Annotated in this window: 10 protein-coding genes and 1 riboswitch; of the genes, 4 read left to right on the top strand and 6 right to left on the bottom strand. The window is 72.7% G+C overall.

Annotation, left to right across the window (positions count from 1 at the left end; genetic code table 11):
- Nucleotides 1-46: 46 nt before the first annotated feature.
- Nucleotides 47-2611, bottom strand: a complete 2565-nt coding sequence (locus ACZ7OY_RS32130) for an FG-GAP-like repeat-containing protein (protein WP_471914697.1) — start codon at nt 2609-2611, stop codon at nt 47-49.
- 295 nt (nt 2612-2906) lie between these two features.
- Between ACZ7OY_RS32130 and ACZ7OY_RS32135 the strand changes: the two genes are divergently transcribed.
- Nucleotides 2907-4880: a hypothetical protein gene (locus ACZ7OY_RS32135; RefSeq protein ID WP_471914698.1), complete on the top strand. Its 1974-nt coding sequence runs from the start codon at nt 2907-2909 to the stop codon at nt 4878-4880.
- Between the two features lie 117 nt (nt 4881-4997).
- Here the strand turns inward: ACZ7OY_RS32135 and ACZ7OY_RS32140 are convergent, their stop codons facing one another.
- On the bottom strand, nt 4998-7850 hold the full coding sequence (locus ACZ7OY_RS32140; RefSeq protein WP_471914699.1) for a TIGR03767 family metallophosphoesterase: 2853 nt from the start codon (nt 7848-7850) through the stop codon (nt 4998-5000).
- A 355-nt stretch (nt 7851-8205) separates the two neighbouring features.
- Here ACZ7OY_RS32140 and ACZ7OY_RS32145 point away from each other — a divergent pair, with 355 nt between their 5' ends.
- The gene (locus tag ACZ7OY_RS32145) at nt 8206-8799 is read left to right on the top strand and encodes a histidine phosphatase family protein (RefSeq protein WP_471914700.1); all 594 of its coding nucleotides are present in this window, start codon (nt 8206-8208) and stop codon (nt 8797-8799) included.
- Between the two features lie 66 nt (nt 8800-8865).
- Here the strand turns inward: ACZ7OY_RS32145 and ACZ7OY_RS32150 are convergent, their stop codons facing one another.
- The 3 genes from ACZ7OY_RS32150 to ACZ7OY_RS32160 all read right to left on the bottom strand — a co-directional run bounded on the left by ACZ7OY_RS32150 (nt 8866) and on the right by ACZ7OY_RS32160 (nt 11049).
- Nucleotides 8866-9621 (bottom strand): CbtA family protein, encoded by a 756-nt coding sequence (locus ACZ7OY_RS32150; RefSeq protein WP_471914701.1) that lies wholly within the window; start codon nt 9619-9621, stop codon nt 8866-8868.
- 19 nt (nt 9622-9640) lie between these two features.
- Complete coding sequence (locus ACZ7OY_RS32155; RefSeq protein ID WP_152894620.1) at nt 9641-9862, bottom strand: CbtB domain-containing protein; 222 nt, start codon at nt 9860-9862, stop codon at nt 9641-9643.
- A gap of 35 nt (nt 9863-9897) precedes the next feature.
- Nucleotides 9898-10051, bottom strand: a riboswitch (cobalamin riboswitch).
- 59 nt (nt 10052-10110) lie between these two features.
- Nucleotides 10111-11049, bottom strand: a complete 939-nt coding sequence (locus tag ACZ7OY_RS32160; RefSeq protein ID WP_471914702.1) for a lysylphosphatidylglycerol synthase domain-containing protein — start codon at nt 11047-11049, stop codon at nt 10111-10113.
- A gap of 174 nt (nt 11050-11223) precedes the next feature.
- On the opposite strand from ACZ7OY_RS32160, the gene ACZ7OY_RS32165 reads away from it, so the two are divergent.
- Both ACZ7OY_RS32165 and ACZ7OY_RS32170 read left to right on the top strand, forming a co-directional pair.
- On the top strand, nt 11224-11607 hold the full coding sequence (locus ACZ7OY_RS32165) for a BlaI/MecI/CopY family transcriptional regulator (RefSeq protein ID WP_471914703.1): 384 nt from the start codon (nt 11224-11226) through the stop codon (nt 11605-11607).
- Between the two features lie 134 nt (nt 11608-11741).
- Nucleotides 11742-12548: a COG4705 family protein gene (locus ACZ7OY_RS32170; RefSeq protein WP_471914704.1), complete on the top strand. Its 807-nt coding sequence runs from the start codon at nt 11742-11744 to the stop codon at nt 12546-12548.
- 20 nt (nt 12549-12568) lie between these two features.
- Here the strand turns inward: ACZ7OY_RS32170 and ACZ7OY_RS32175 are convergent, their stop codons facing one another.
- Nucleotides 12569-15184 carry a hypothetical protein gene (locus ACZ7OY_RS32175; protein ID WP_471914705.1) on the bottom strand — a complete coding sequence of 872 codons (2616 nt, stop codon included), beginning with the start codon at nt 15182-15184 and terminating at the stop codon, nt 12569-12571.
- Nucleotides 15185-15188: the final 4 nt, after the last annotated feature.

Here is a 15188-nt window from a genome sequence, read left to right on the forward strand (position 1 = left end):
GGCAACGACAAGATCGCGGTCGGCGGCGCGGGCGCCGAGCCTCCGGCTACAGCCCGATCACGGCCTGTGCGTCCGGGCTCGGCGGGTCCGGGGTGTGGGCCGGGATCGACGCCCAGCGGTCGAAGCGGTCGGCGGGTGTGTTGGTGACGCGGAAGGTGCCGTCGCCGTTGGAGAACGCCACCGGCAGCGTGTACCACCAGGGGGTGTGCGGGCCTCTGATCAGGGCGACATCCGTGCGGCCGTCGCCGTCGTAGTCGCCCGCTTGTGCCTTCACGCCTGGTACGGACGCCCAGCCGGCGAAGTCGACGGACGACCCGTTGGTGACGCGGAAGGTGCCGTCGCCGTTCGAGAACGCCACCGGCACCGAACCCCAGCCGCTCCCGCCGACCAGCGCGACATCCGCCCGGCCGTCATGGTCGAAGTCACCGCCGATCACCTGCACTCCGGACACCTGCGCCCACCCCGCGAAGTCGGAGAGCGGGGTGTTCGTGACGCGGAAGGTCCCGTCGCCGTTGGAGAACGCGACCGGCAGCGTGTACCACCAGGGGGTGCCGGGGCCCGGCACCAGGGCGATGTCCGTACGGCCGTCCCCGTTGAAGTCGCCCAGCCTGGTCTTCGCCCCGGCCACGGACGCCCAGCCGGCGAAGTCGGCCTGCGGGGCGTTGGTGACGCGGAACGTCCCGTCCCCGTTGGAGAACGCCACCGGCACCGAAGCCCAGCCGCTCCCGCCGACCAGCGCGACATCCGCACGGCCGTCATGGTCGAAGTCACCGGTTACGACCTGCGCCCCCGGCATCTGTGCCCAGCCGGCGAAGCCGTTCACCGACGCGTTGGTGATGCGGAACGTGCCGTCTCCGTTCGAGAAAGCCACCGGCACCGAACCCCAGCCCGGGCCGCCGACCAGCGCGATGTCCGCCCGGCCGTCCCCGTCGAAGTCACCGACCTGCGGCTTCACGCCGGGCAGGGACGCCCATGCGGCGAAGTCGCCCACGCCGGCATCAGTGGCACGAAAGGTCCCGTTGCCGGCCGACAGGGCCACCGGCAGGGTGTCCCATCCCGCGGCGCCCGTCGCCACGAGGTCGGTGCGGCCGTCGCCGTCGAAGTCCCCGCTGTAGGTCCGGGCACCCGGAGTCGCGGCCAGCCGGGGGAAGTCCCCCGCCACGTCGAACTCCGGCGAGAAACGGCCGTCGCCCTGAGAGGAGTTGACGGGCAGGCCCTGCCATCCGTCCGAGCCGCCGAGCGCCATGTCGGTGCGGCCGTCGCCGTCGAAGTCGCCGGTGCCGACCGCCACGGTCGCGGTGTTCGAGGAGGCGTCCGGGCCCGGGTTGACGAACACCCCGCCCGGGTAACCCACGTCGCACAGGCCGTCGTTGTCGACGTCGCCGAGCGAGACGTCCGCGATGCGCGTGGCCGACTGGTCGAGGTAGCTCCATCGCCCGCCGAGCGAGCTGGACTGGTACCACCAGGTGACGCCGGTGGCGATGAAGGCGTCGTTCACGCCGTCGCCGTCGAAGTCGCAGTACTTGCGCTGGCCGCCGGTGTAGGAGTCGAGGGTGTTGGCGGACTGGTGCAGCCCGGTCTCCGTCTGGTCCAGCGCGGCGTGCAGGGGCAGGATCGAGCCCACCCACAGGCTCGAGTGCTGGAAGACGTTGTGCGACACGGTCATGCCGACACTGGGCGTGCCGCGGAGTTTGACGCCGGTGCCGTTGGTGTACCAGACCGTGTTGTACTCCACGTCCATGTACTCGCCCGCCGAGCCGCACTCGTAGCTGCACGACGAGTCGTTGCCGTGCATGTCGATCTCATGGGTGTGCCAGACGTGGGAATTGTCCCCGCCACCGCCCCAGATCAGGTTGCGGTACGCCAGATAGCCGTCCCCCGCCGAGCCGTCGCCGGTGATGGCGTGCCGGTTGAAGTCGAACACGTTGCGTTCGACCAGGGAGTAGGCACCGTGCCCCATCACCACGCCGTAGCCCGCGCCGTGGCCGCAGCAGATGGTGCCGGTGGGGTGCTGGTTGTGGTGGATGTAGTTGTCGTGCACCCACACGGTGGAGGCGTTCTGGAGGCTGATCCGGTTCTGTCCGTCCTGGATGTTCACCGCCGAGCCACGCCAGTGGTCGATCTCGCTGTGGTCGATCTCCACGTTCACGCCGGAGTCCACCCGGATCCCGTCGGAATCGCTGGTGTCGACCGCCGAGTAGGGATCGTCGCTCTCCGCGCCCTGCACCCGGAGCCCGCTGAAGCGCACATTGTCGCTGTGCGTGCCGTCCCCGTCGTTCCCCACCCGGAAGAGGATGCGCGGGAACGACGTCGTGAACAGCCGCGGACCCCGCGCGCGCTGCGTCCGGTCACCCAGGATCTGCACACCCGGGGCGACCGGCAGGGACTCCCGCCCGGTCAGATCCAGATCCACGTTCCCGGCGATCCGGACCACCGCGTCCGGTGTGTCGATCGCCTGCACGAACAGGTCCTGCTGGCCGTTGGAGGTGATGGAGAAGGCCGGCGCCGCGGCCGGGGCGGCGGACACCGCCGGACCCCCACCCAGCAGAAGCCCGAAGGCCAGCGTCAGCACGCCGCCCAGGGCCGAGCGCCGATGCCCGAAGATGCCCACGCCTGACTCCCCTTCGAAAAAGTGGACGCGTGAATGCGTCACTGACAGGTGGGCGTTCCAGGCCGTGCCGTCCCGTGCCATCGCGTTCCCCGGGCCGTCCACCGTGGGCGCCGGCCCGTGGGCATCATGCGGTGTCCATCTTCCGTGCAACGTACGGCTGTTCCCCCGCCGCGGGCGCTGCGATAGGCTCACTCGCCGTTCCCCGCCTGTGGCAAGGCCACCGATCACGACCGGCACGGCGGTCCGGGCGGCTTTCCCTGGCGCTGTCGAGTGCACTCGGGAGAGAAATACAGCCGTGAACGATGTCGATGCGCCCGTGCGGGACGCTCCCGGCCCGGCCGGGCACGACGCCGCGCGGACCGGTGACCTGCAGGCCCTGCTCGACGAGGGCACCCGTGCCGTCGTCGACGACGGTGATCTGCGCGTCGGCCGGGACCGCTTCGAACGCGCCTACCGCATGGCCGAGTCGGCCGGCGACGAACGGGCGATGGCGGTGGCCGCCCTCGGCTTCGGCGGCCTGTGGGTGCACGAGCATCGTACGGTCGCCGGGTCCGTGCTCCTGGAGTCGCGGATCCGCAGGGCGCTGGAACTGCTGGACCCGCAGTCCTCGCTGGCACTGCGGCTGCGGATCCGGCTGGCCGGGGAGAGCGGCTACCGCAGCGGCGACACCACGGCGGTCCTGGCGCTGCTGGAGCTGGCGAGGTCGCGGCCCGGTCCCATGGCGCGCGCGGAGGCGTTGAGCCTGGCCCATCACTGCCTGGTCGGTCCGGAGCACGGCGCGCTGCGCCGGGAACTGGCCGCCGAGCTGGTCGCGGAGAGCTTCCGGACCTCGCGCCGCAGCGATCTGCTGATGGGCCTGCTGTGGCAGACGGTCGACATGTTCCTGGACGGCGATCCGCACGCGGAGCGCTGCCTGGCCGAACTGCGCGGCCTGCTGGCCGAGCGGGACCATCAGGCGGTCGGCTTCGTGGTGAGCGCGATGCAGGTGATGCTGGCCGTCCGCGCGGGCCGTCTCGACGAGGCCGAACGCCTGGCCGAGGCCTGCACCGAGCGCGGGATCGCCGCCGGGGACGTCAACGCCACGGTGTGGCAGGCCGCGCAGATGGTGACCATCCGCTGGTACCAGGGCCGGGTGGTCGAGCTCGTGCCGCTGCTGCGCGAAGTGGTCAACTCCCCGACGCTGAGCGCGGTGGACGACCATGCCCTGGCCGCGCTGGCGGTTGCCGCGGTGACGGCCGGGGACCGGCGCACGGCGGCCGGCGCGCTGGCCACGCTGTGCGGCCGCGACCTCGGCGACCTGCCGCGGTCGAGCAGTTGGATGGTGACCATGCACGGTGTCGCGGAGGCCGCCTATCTCCTCGACGACACCGCGACCGCGGCGCGGGTCTACGACCTGCTGAGCCCGTACGGCCATCTGCCGATGGTGGGCAGTCTCGCCGTCGCCTGCTTCGGCTCGGCCCAGCACGCGCTGGGGGTGGCCGCGCTGACCACGGGGGACGTCGACCGGGCCGTGACCCACCTCCGGGACGCGGTACGGCAGAACCTCTCCCTCGCGCACTGGCCCGCGGTCGCGGCCTCCCGCGACCGGCTCGCGCTGGCGCTCGTACGGGCGGGGCGTCAGGCCGAGGCCGACGCCGTACGGGAGGAGCTGACCGTGGCCGCCGACGAGGCCACGGCGCTCGCCGGGGCCGGGGGACCGGGCGGCAGCGCGTCGGGGGGCCTGGACGGACAGGAACGGCACGCGGCGTTCTGCACCCGGCTGGGCCGCAAGTGGCGGATCGGATTCGGCGGCCGCAGCGTCCTGGTGGAACACAGCGTGGGGATGCTGCACCTGGTGGTGCTGATCGCCAACCCGCGCCAGGAGATCCGGGCCGTCGACCTCGTGGCGGGGCTGACGGCGCTCAACGGGGCCGCCGAGCACACGGCGCTGTCCGGGCAGCCGGTGCTCGACCGGGTGGCGGCCCAGGAGTACCGCAACCGTCTGGCCGGGCTGCGCTCCGAACTCGAGGCCTTGGAGGCGGCCGACGACCAGGAACGTGCGGCCGTGGCCCGGGGCGAACACGACTGGCTGATCGCCCAGTTGGCGGGCGCCACCGGTCTGGGCGGCCGGCCCCGGCGCTTCCCCGAGGCGGAGGAGCGCTCCCGGGTCGCGGTGAGCAAGGCCGTCCGGCGGGCGCTGGACCGCATCACGGCGGCCGATCCGGTGATCGGCGGGCACCTGCGGCAGGCGGTTCACACCGGGGTGCGGTGTTCCTACTGGCCGGAATGACGGGACCGCCGTGCGGGAGGCCGGAACCTGCGCGGGTGTCGGCCCCGCTGTCGGGCGGCGGGGCCGACACCTGCGTTCAGGTGGGGCAATGGGACGGATCCGGTACCGCCGGGGCGGTCAGAGCCCGGCGGAGGTGTGCGTGGAACGGAGCTGGATCTGGCAGGACTCCCAGGCCGACCAGGTCGTGCCGCTGGGGGCGGTCTGGGTGCAGCGGTAGAGCGTGCCCGTGTCGTCGACGGCGAACAGCTCGATCTGCCCGGCCCCGTTCCGTTCGGCGGCGACGTGGCGCATCCGCAGCGTGACGCCGCCGGACTGCGTCGGTATCTGGGCCCAGGACTGCCAGGTGCCGGCGGCGGGGGCGGTCTCGAAGCGGCGCCAGAGCATCCCGTCGACATTGGTGCCGAAGATCGCCAGGCGCCCGTCGGCGTTGCGGGCCATGTCGACGGAGTCGAGGATGCCGTCGACCGGCTGCACCCCGCCCCACTCGCTCTCCGTCTGCGCGTTGGCGACGTTCATCCTCCGCTGGATGATCAGGCCGTCCTCCTTGATGGCGACCAGCACGGCACGCCCGTCGGAACCGGTCTCGACGGCGAGTTGCACGGCGGTGCCGCCGAGCTGGGTCCAGGGGGTGAACCAGCCGTTGGAGGCGGTGTCGTCGTTGAGGAAGTCCTGCCAGCGGTGGCGGATGCCGTTGTCGCTGCGGGTCGCGTAGACCTGCATGCCGCCCCACTGGTCCTGGACCGCGGTGGCCGAGGTGAAGGCTGAGTCGAACTGCTGGGGTGCCGTGTAGCTGCTGCTGCCCGGGCCGGTCTGCGCGCGGCGGTTCACGGAGCCGTTCTGGTCGAGGGCGAACAGCTCGACCCGGCCGTCCTGGTGGGTGCTCGCGGTGACGGACTGCCAGCCGGGGCCGGTGGCGAGCTTGGTCCAGGGCTGGAGGCTTCCGCCGACGGTCTGCTGACCGGTGTTCCACAGATTGCCCTGCGCGTCCGTGCCGAACAGCTCCAGCCGTCCGTCCTTGTTGCGGGCCGCGGCGATCGGGGAGCCGAGCGGGTGCGGGGCGTGCAGCGGGAAGGGGGCCGGCAGCAGCAGCTGGGCGTTGCGGTCCTGGTTGCCGCCCATGCGGTTGGTGATGCCGCGGCTCACCTCCTGCGGGTCGTTGGTGGCCAGCTCCCGTGCCAGGGACGCCAGTTGAGCGGGGGTGCTGATGTCGCCGCCGAAGGAGAGGGGCGCGGCGGGGTCGACCATGGTGGTGAAGATCGAGAGGGTGGCCGGTCCGGCGGCGGAGCCGAACTCGCCCGCGTTCTGCGCGTCGGGGCTCGCCATGATCTCGATGATGCGGCTCTGGATCGGCCAGTCGATGTGCGAGGCCGTGGAGATCTCCCAGAAGCCGCCGTAGATCGGGCTGCCCGCGGGCGTCGGATGCGGGACGATCTTGTTGGCGTGGGTGTGTCCGTTGACCATCGCGATCACGTTCGGGTAGCGCAGCAGCAGCGCCTTGAGCTCGTCGCCGGTGTGCCGGTCCCCGAAGATGCCGCCGAGGATGCCGTCGTCGAGGTTGTCCATGGTGGCCAGCGTGTGGTGGCAGAAGAGGACGAACATCCTGTCCTGCACACCGCTCTGGGTGACGACGTGGTTGTTGGTGTCGATGTAGCGGGAGCTGTTGGCCCTGAGCTGCTGTTCCAGCCAGTTGAGCTGGTCGGTGTCGATCGATCCGCCCGCGGCCCCCGAGCCGAAGCCGTCGGTGTTGGTGTTCGTCGAGTCGAGGGTGATGTAGCGGATCAGGTCGCCGGGCGCGGACGGGACGGCGTAGTAGGCCTTGTCGATCCCGACGCCCTGGAAGCCGTGCCCGACCGGCAGGCCCGCGGTGTTGAAGTGGTCCTGGATGAACGCCTTGCGGCTGAGCAGCCGCCGGTTGGGGTCGGCGGCGACCCGGGTGCCCTCCAGCTCCCAGGCGACCATCAGCTTGCCGAAGGTGCCGAGGTCGTCGTAGTCGTCCGGCAGGTCGGCCGAGGTGCCGGTGGTCTTGGTCGAGCCGACCGTCATGCCCTGCACGTCGACGAGGTTGTTGTCGATGGGCTCGTTGCCCTGCCACAGGCCGTCGTGGTTGCCGTACGCCGCGTACCAGGGCATGCCGAGGCCGTGCGAGACGAACGGCCGGCGGGCCGCGCCCACCACGCCGCTCGCGTCCAGCAGGCCCGGGACGTAGGGGAATCCGAGTCCCGACGTGCCGGTGTACCGGTTGCCCGGCACCTGCTGCGGGGGCACCGAGGGGTAGTAGTAGTGGTCGTCCGTGGTGCCGCCGCCGGTCAGGGCGCCGCCGGCGAAGCTCTGGTCCAGGCCGATGCGGCCGGAGTCCGGGACGATGGTCTGGCCGCCGTCGAGCAGGTCGATGTACCAGCGGTTCTCGTTGTGCTGGCAGTTGTCGATGGCGTCGCCGGTGACGATGGTGAACTGGAGCGGCTTCCTGCTCCGCGGGCCCTTGCCGATCCCGGCGATGGCCTGGCACATCGCGTCGACGACCTGTGTCGACAGGAACTCGTGGCCCCGGTAGGCCGAATCGGTGGGGTACGAGGCGTAGTGCGGGGCACCGGCGTCGGCGTACCGGTCCATGAACTCCAGGCGGGCGGGCGACTGGTCGTCCACGATGTGCAGGTCGGTCATCTGTGCGAACGCCGCCAGCGCCAGGGTCGGGGGGCCGAAGCGGTTCCACAGGTCGGTGCGGATGGTGTGCGGCTCCCCCGGTCCGGCGACGAGCCGCTGGTAGCCCGTGCCCTGGGCGTAGCTCGCCCGCTGCACCGTCTGGTCCCACGTGGTGGGCACCCGTGCGTCCGCCGCGGAGGCGGCCGCCGCCTGTCCCGCGGCGATCGAGGTGGCGGCCTCGGCGGCGGCGCGGAAACCGCCCGCGTCGATGGCCGCCGCCACCACACCCGCTCCGGTCGTCGTCAGTAGCCTTCTTCGCGAGATGCCCACGCCATGTCTCCCAGGAAAGGTCGAACTCGTCTCCCTCTCCCGGCGTTCCATCCCGTTCCGCCTCGTTCCACGGGACCGCCGGCGGCCGCCGACGAGGTGCAGTCCCTGGGTGGCGGGCAGGGTGTTCAGCGACATGGATGGCGCTCCGCAACTCGAACTCATGAGGATGCGCACCGTCCGGCGGCGCGCGCATAAGGGCAAAAAGGTGAGGCGGCCCACGCGCCACTCACCGCGACCGTCTCCACGGCACCTCGATCGCCTTCCCGCGCGACTGTTCGCGTACGAGGACGCCGAGCCGGATACGCTCATGGGCCCCGGACCGGCGGTCCGGGGTCCGTACCGGAGGAGCGACCCCGTGACGAGCCGTGTCACCTTCATCACGCCCGCGACGAGTGCGTCGATGCGCCGGGCTCGCTTCGACGACGGTGACCCGATCGACGACCACGGCGCGGCGCGGGCCCGGGCGGCGGCCGGTTCGCTGCCGCCGGCCGTCCGGGTCCTCGCCTCGCCGAGCGTGCGCTGCCGCCAGACGGCCGCGGAACTGGGTCTCGACCCGACCGGCGAACCGGCGCTCGCGGGCGGGGACATGGGACGGTGGCGCGGCCTGGCCCTGGACGAGGTAGCCGCCGCGGAGCCGGCGGAACTGGCACGCTGGCTGTCCGACCCGGCGGCCGCTCCGCACGGCGGGGAGTCGGTGCGGGAGGTGTGCGAGCGGGTCGCCCGCTGGCTGGAGGCGTCGGCGGGGCACGACGGCAGAGTGCTGGCCGTGGTGGAGCCGGAGATCGTACGGGCCGCGGTGATCCATGCGCTGGCCGCTCCCGAGGCCGCCTTCTGGCGCCTCGACGTGCCGCCGCTGACGGCGACCGAGCTCACCGGACGTGCGCACCGCTGGAACCTCCGGCTCGGCAGGCCGCTCGGTCCGGCGACCTCCGCCGACACGGAGGACTGACCGCACCGGACGCCGAGAGGGCCCGCGGACGGTTCCGCGGGCCCTCTCGGCGTGACGACGGGATCGCTACGGGGCGGCCACCGCCGAACCCGATGGGACCCTCACGGGTTTCGGGTGCAGCAGCCGCTCGGCCAGTTCGCCGAAGACGAGGCCGAAGCCCGCCCACAGCGTGGCCTGCATGGCGAGGGCGGAGAGCCGGAACCGCCACAGCAGGGTGGCCGGGAAGTCCGCCGGGACCTCGTTGACGACGGGCAGGAACGCGTACGCCAGGACGATCACGGCGATGAAGCCGAGGACGGCGACCACGGTGGCGTACCAGGTGCCCAGTCTCGGCGCGAGCCGCTTGCCCGCGATCACCGCGGCGACCGCGAGGAGCACGCTGAGCACCATCATCAGGAAGTACAGCGTGGTGCGCCTGCCGATGGTGTCGGCGTCGCCGACCGACGGCGGGTTGGCCGGGTACTTCAGGAACGGCACGACGTAGACGGCGAGCAGCGCGGTGCCCGACAGCAGCAGCGCGGTGGCGCGGGGGCTGAAGCGGCCGACGCGCCCGAGGGCGAAGCAGAAGGCGAGAGCGGCGATGCCGCCGAACGCCACTCCGTAGATCAGCACGCCGGTGGCGAGGCCGGCGGTGGACTGGAGGCTGCGGGAGACGAGTTCGACCTCGTGCTCGTGGGCGTGCGCGTGCGCCTCCTCGAAGCCGATCGCGCTGTCCACGCTCGGCTCACCGAGGAAGTAGGCGACGACCAGGGCGAGCAGGCCGGCCGCGAGGCCGGCGAGCATGCCCCGCACGAGCAGGTTTCTGACTGTTGCGGAGTTCACGGGAGTTCGGTGCCCCTCGTCAGTGGCAGGGGAAGCCGAGCAGGTGGCGGGCGTCGTGCACCCACTCGTGGACGTCCTCGCCGGAGACGACGGAGGTGGCGCCCTGCTCGGCGCCGACGAAGTACAGCAGGACCAGCATCAGAATGCCGAAGAAGACCGCCCAGGGGGCAATGTCCTTCAGCGGCAGCTTGCCGGTGACAACGGGGGTGGTGGCGGTCGGCTGAGCGACGTGCTGCGCCATGGCAGGGCCTCCTCTGGGAGTTCGCGTCCCATCTCGGTGGTGCACAGGACGACGGCCCCGGGTCTGACTCGCGATGCGCTCCCGTCGAGGAGGCATCGTCCACAGTGGCGCGACCGTGCCGGATTCTCACCGGCTTCCGTGATCCCGTCGTCGTATCAGCACGACAGTACCGTGTGACGTATGCAGGGCCAATAGCGCGTCAGCAGGGGTGATCCCGCGCCCTGTTGGGCACGGGATCACGGGCGTCCTCAGAGCACCGAGCGTCGTGCGAGCAGGAGGAGGACCAGCAGCCCCGGGGCCATCGGCAGCCATGCGGTGAGCAGGCGGTAGCCGAGGACGGCCGAGATCGCCGCCTGGCCCGGCGCCCCGTCCGCGGTGAGCGCCAGGGCGAGCGCGGCGTCCAGGGAACCGAGACCGCCCGGCGTGGGCAGCAGCACCGCCGCGCCGCTGGCGACGAGGTACGCCATGACCACACGGCCCGTGGACAGCCCGAGGCCGAGCGCGTGGACGACGGCGACGACCACCCCGGCGTGCAGCAGCACGAACGCGGCCGAGCCGCCCCACAGCGCCCAGGCCCGCGCCCGGCACCGGTGCACCGCCCGCACCTCGGCGAGGGCCCGGCCCGCGGCGCGCCGCAGCCGTGGGCTCGCCGCGACGGCCACCACCACGGTCCCGGCCGCCACCGGCAGCAGCAGTACCAGCCCCTGCGGCACCCGGGCCGGCACCCGTACGGTGTCGGGCGAGGTCAGCAGCAGGGTCAGGCCCAGTGCGCAGCGGACCAGCCCGCCCGCCGCCGCCTTCACCGCGAGCGCGGTCGCCGAACGGGCCGTGGACAGTCCGCACCGGGTCAGGAAGCGCAGGTTGACCAGGGTCGCCCCGGCCCCGGCCGGCAGGAGATGGTTGGCGGCGGACGCGGCGAACTGCGCGGCCACGAGCCGTCGCCGCGGCAACCGTTCGGCGACCGCGCCCTGCTGGACGACAGCCGCGCACACCCAGGTCGACACGGCGGCGACGCAGGCGAGCAGCAGCCATGCGCGGTCGGCGGCGGCGAGCCGGTCCGCCCCGCTGTCCAGGACGTCCCGGTGCGAGACGAGGAACCCGCAGGCGGCCAGGAGTACCGCGAGCGTGACCCCCAGCTGCCAGTACCGGCGTCGGCCCGCGGCCACCGGCAGGTCGGTCGCGGTCACGCCGGTCCTCGCGCGCGCCGGACGAAGGGAGAGCCGTCGGCCATCGTGCACCTCTCGTCGTAGCGCGCCACGGGATCGACTCCCCTACAGTCCGTAGGGTCGCACCGCACCCTACATTTTGTAGGGTTAAAGGCAGGTGAGAAGATATCCGCGCGTCTCGGTAAGGTGGCCGACATGGCTGGCACCGGCCCACACAAGAGACCCGGACGGCGCAGTGCGGGCGAATTGGAGGGCGCGGTCCTGGCGGCCCTGTGGGCGGCGGAACGGCCCCGGACCCCGGCCGAGATCCAGGCGGAGCTCGGCGGCGACCTCGCCTACAACACCGTCCACACCATCCTCAAGCGCCTGTACGACAAGGGACTCGTGCTGCGGGACGCCGACGGGCGGCGCGGTGCCTACCGGCCCACGCGCGACGCGGCCGAGCTGACCGCCGCGGCGATGCGCGACGCCCTCGACCGCGGCCCGGACCCGGTCGCCGCTCTCCAGCACTTCGTGACCGGGCTGAGCCCGGCCGAGGAGCGCGTACTGCGGGAACTGCTCGGGGAGAGCTCCCCCTGAACTCCGTCTGAGCTCCGTCCGAGCACCTCCTGAGCGCCTCCTGATCTCCTCCTGACTCCCCCTGCGCGGGGCCGGATCCCTACGCGGAAGGCCGTTCAGGATGCGTTCAGGATCGGGGTGCCAGGGTGCGGATCATGACCGCAGAGCACATCCTCGACGACCGGCCCCGCATACCGCCCGTACATCGGATGGCGAACAAGGTGCCGGAGGTGACCGTCTACTTCTGGATCATCAAGGTGCTGACCACCGGCATGGGGGAGACGGCGTCGGACCTCCTCGCGCGGCTGCTCGGCCCGGTCCCCGCGGTCGGGCTCGGCGGGCTCGCCCTGGTGGCCTCCCTCGCCGTGCAGTTCGCGCTCCGCCGTTACGTCGCCTGGGCGTACTGGACGGCCGTCGTCATGGTCAGCGTGTTCGGCACCATGGCCGCCGACGTGCTGCACGTCGGCCTCGGCGTGCCGTACGCGGTCTCGACCCCCGCCTTCCTCGCCGTGCTGGCCATGGTCTTCGTCCTCTGGTACGCGAGCGAGCGGACGCTGTCCATCCACAGCATCGGCACCCGCCGTCGCGAGGCGTTCTACTGGGCGGCCGTGCTCGCCACCTTCGCCCTCGGCACCGCCGCGGGTGACCTCACCGCGACCACCGGCTTCGGCTACCTGGGCTCGGTCGTCCTCTTCGCCGCCGCGATCTGCGTGCCCGCTCTGGCCCATCGCTTCGGCGCCCTGGGCGCGGTGGCCGCCTTCTGGACGGCGTACGTCGTCACCCGGCCCCTGGGTGCCTCCCTCGCCGACTGGATGGCGCTCGGCCGTACCCGCGGCGGCCTCGGGCTCGGGCTGGCGCCGGTCACCCTCGCCTGGACGGTCGCGATCATCGGGTTCGTCGGCTACCTCGCCGTCACCCGGCGCGACACGGACGTCGCACCGGGCTCGTCCCGCGCGTTCTGATCGCACCGCCCACGGCCGGCTCACCATCGGTCGATGAGCAGCAGCAGAAGCACGACGGCCACGCAGCTCACGGCGAGGAAGCAGATCAGCCACCGGTCGTCGGACGAGTCCGCCCGGTGTCCGTCACCGGTGGGCGTACGACGCGCCACGACCGGCGCGGGCGGCCCGGACGACTGGTGGGCGGCCTCCCGCGACGTCTCGCCGGGGGCCTTGCGCAGGTGCCGGACCAGTTCGTACCAGACCTGGTCCGGCAGCTTCGGCATGCCGTGGACAGGGGAGTCGAGCAGCAGTTCCAGGAAGCGGTGCTCCACCGGGCCGCCCTGTTCGCACAGCCGGCGGAACAGGACCACCAGGCTGTCCTGGATGCCCCGGTGTCCGGCGTACGGGAGGACGGCCCAGTGGAGCAGCCAGACGGCTGTCTCCGCCGTGAGGTGGTCTTCGTGTTCGCCCGGTTCCCCGGCGGCGGCGGTACGGCGGTGGCGCAGGAACAGCTTGTGCTTCAGCAGGCGGCGGCAGACCCGGTCCGCCTCCCGCAGGGTGCGCCGGCCCGCCTTGACCGCCAGCGCGGCGAGCATGAGGTCGGCCTCCTCCCGCGGGACGTCCTGCTTGGCGAGGCGTTCGAGCAGTTCGCTGTCGGGCATCCGGTCGCGGCCACTCGACGACGACGTCCGCGATTCGTGCCGCCGGCGGCCGAGGCCGAGCCTGCGCGCCAGGCGCACACCTCTGGTCGGCAGTTCGGGCAGCGCCCAGTGATACCCGGTCGGCCAGGGCGGCCGCCCGTCCGGCGAGTGCGCCGGGGACTGCTCCGGGGTCGCCTGCTGCGGTCCCTCCGCCCGTACCGGACCGCGGGGTCGCGGGTGCGGCTGGGTGAGCGGTTGGGGCTCGGTGTACGACTGCTGCCGGGTGTGCGCGGGCCGGGTGGCATCCGTCGCCGGGCGGGCGGACGGCACCGGCCGGGACGACGGCGGTGCCGTGGCGGACGTCGGCTCCTGAGCGGGTGTGGACCGGGTACGGCCCGTCGCGGGCGGGGAATGCGGCTGGATGCGCGGCCGTCGCTCACGCTGATGCCCGTACAGCTGGTCCCGGTACGGTCCTGCGTCCGCACCGGGACCGGATACGTCGTCGGGCCCGGCGTATCCGTCGGTCCCGTGGGCCGGGCCGGGGCCGCCGGTGGTCCCCGTGTCCGGCCGCCGTGCCCCCGGGAACGTGGGGTGGTGGGCACCGGCGTACGGATCGGCGGGATCCGGCGACCGGACCGCCGCCGTGCCGGTCCCCCGCCCGACCGGACCGCCCACCCGACCGCCGACCGGGCCGTAAGCCGGGCCGACCGGCCCGTGTACGGTCTTCGCGGCCGGACCGCGAACGGAGGCCGGACCGGGACCGGGCTCTGGTCCGGGCGCTGGTCCGGGACGGGGCTCCGGTCCGCGAACGGTCTCCGGTCCGCGAACGGTCTCCGGTCCGGGACCGGCACCCGGGCCAGAGCCGGACTCGGCGCCATAACCGGGTTCGACGCCAGAGCCGGGTTCGGGTTCGAGTCCGGGCCGGGGTCCCTGGTCCGGCTCGGTCAGCGCGGTCTGCTCCGTCAGCGTGGCCGGAGGCGCACTCGTGGGCCTAGGCGCACTCGCGGGCGCGGGCATGGGCGCACTCGCGGGCGCGGGCGTAGGCGCACTCGTAGGCGCGGGCGTAGGCGTAGGCGAGGGCGCACTCGTGGGTGCCGTCGGCTGGTGCCGCGGGCCGCGGGCCGTCCCGAGCAATCGGCCCAGCGCGAGCAGTCGTTCAGGCGCCGGAAGCTCGGCCTCCAAGGGCACCTGCTTGAACAGCGCCCGCAGGTCGGCCGGGTAGTCCGGGTCCGCCACGAACAGTCGGACCAGCTCCCTCGCGACCGCGTCGGCCTCGTCCCGCGGTGCGTTTCCGAGCGTGATCCGCTCCACCCGCGCGTCCTCGGTCGCCGACCTGCGCCAGGCCGGTACACCCACCACGCGCAGCCCATGGGTGTCGGAGGTGTCGCAGGTCGCGTACGTCCAGTAGTCCTGTCCGAGCCAGTCGCCGAAGATGCCGCACAGCCCCCAGACGAGCAGCGGTGTCTCGTTCGCCCCGGTTGCGGAGAGGTCCGGGATCCGGACCGACATCAAGCGCTCCGGGGTGCGCAGCAGTTGGGCCGTCACCACGGTGAGCGGTCGCGCCACCGTGTCCACCCGCGCGCTGAACCGCCGCCACTCCCGCTCCGCCGTCTCGTCGAACGCGCCGGGCGCGACCTGACGCAGCCCGCGGAGGTCGGCACCGGCCAAACCCGCCGCAGGCACGGGGAGTTCACTGAGCGTCAGACAGAACCGGGGCTTGAGGACAGTGCGCCCGCCGACCAGGGCGTGGGATTCCGTACTGGTGCGGCCATGAGCGTCGAGGCCGCTCCTGCGGTTGACGACGACCACTTCACCGCTCCTGCTCAGCTGACGGACCTGGCTCGGCCGCTCGCTCCCCTCCACCCGCAGCAGCGGCGCCAGTTCCTCTCTCAGCTCCTCGGCACGCTCCCCCGCACACGAGTACGCCACCGCGGTGATGCCCGTGCCGTTGCGGTCCCGGTTGCCCTCCCAGCGGAAGACGATCTGGTCGAGCCACTCTTCACTGCGCTGGTCCACGTCA

It is taken from the genome of Streptomyces sp. NPDC107559, from assembly GCF_055657365.1.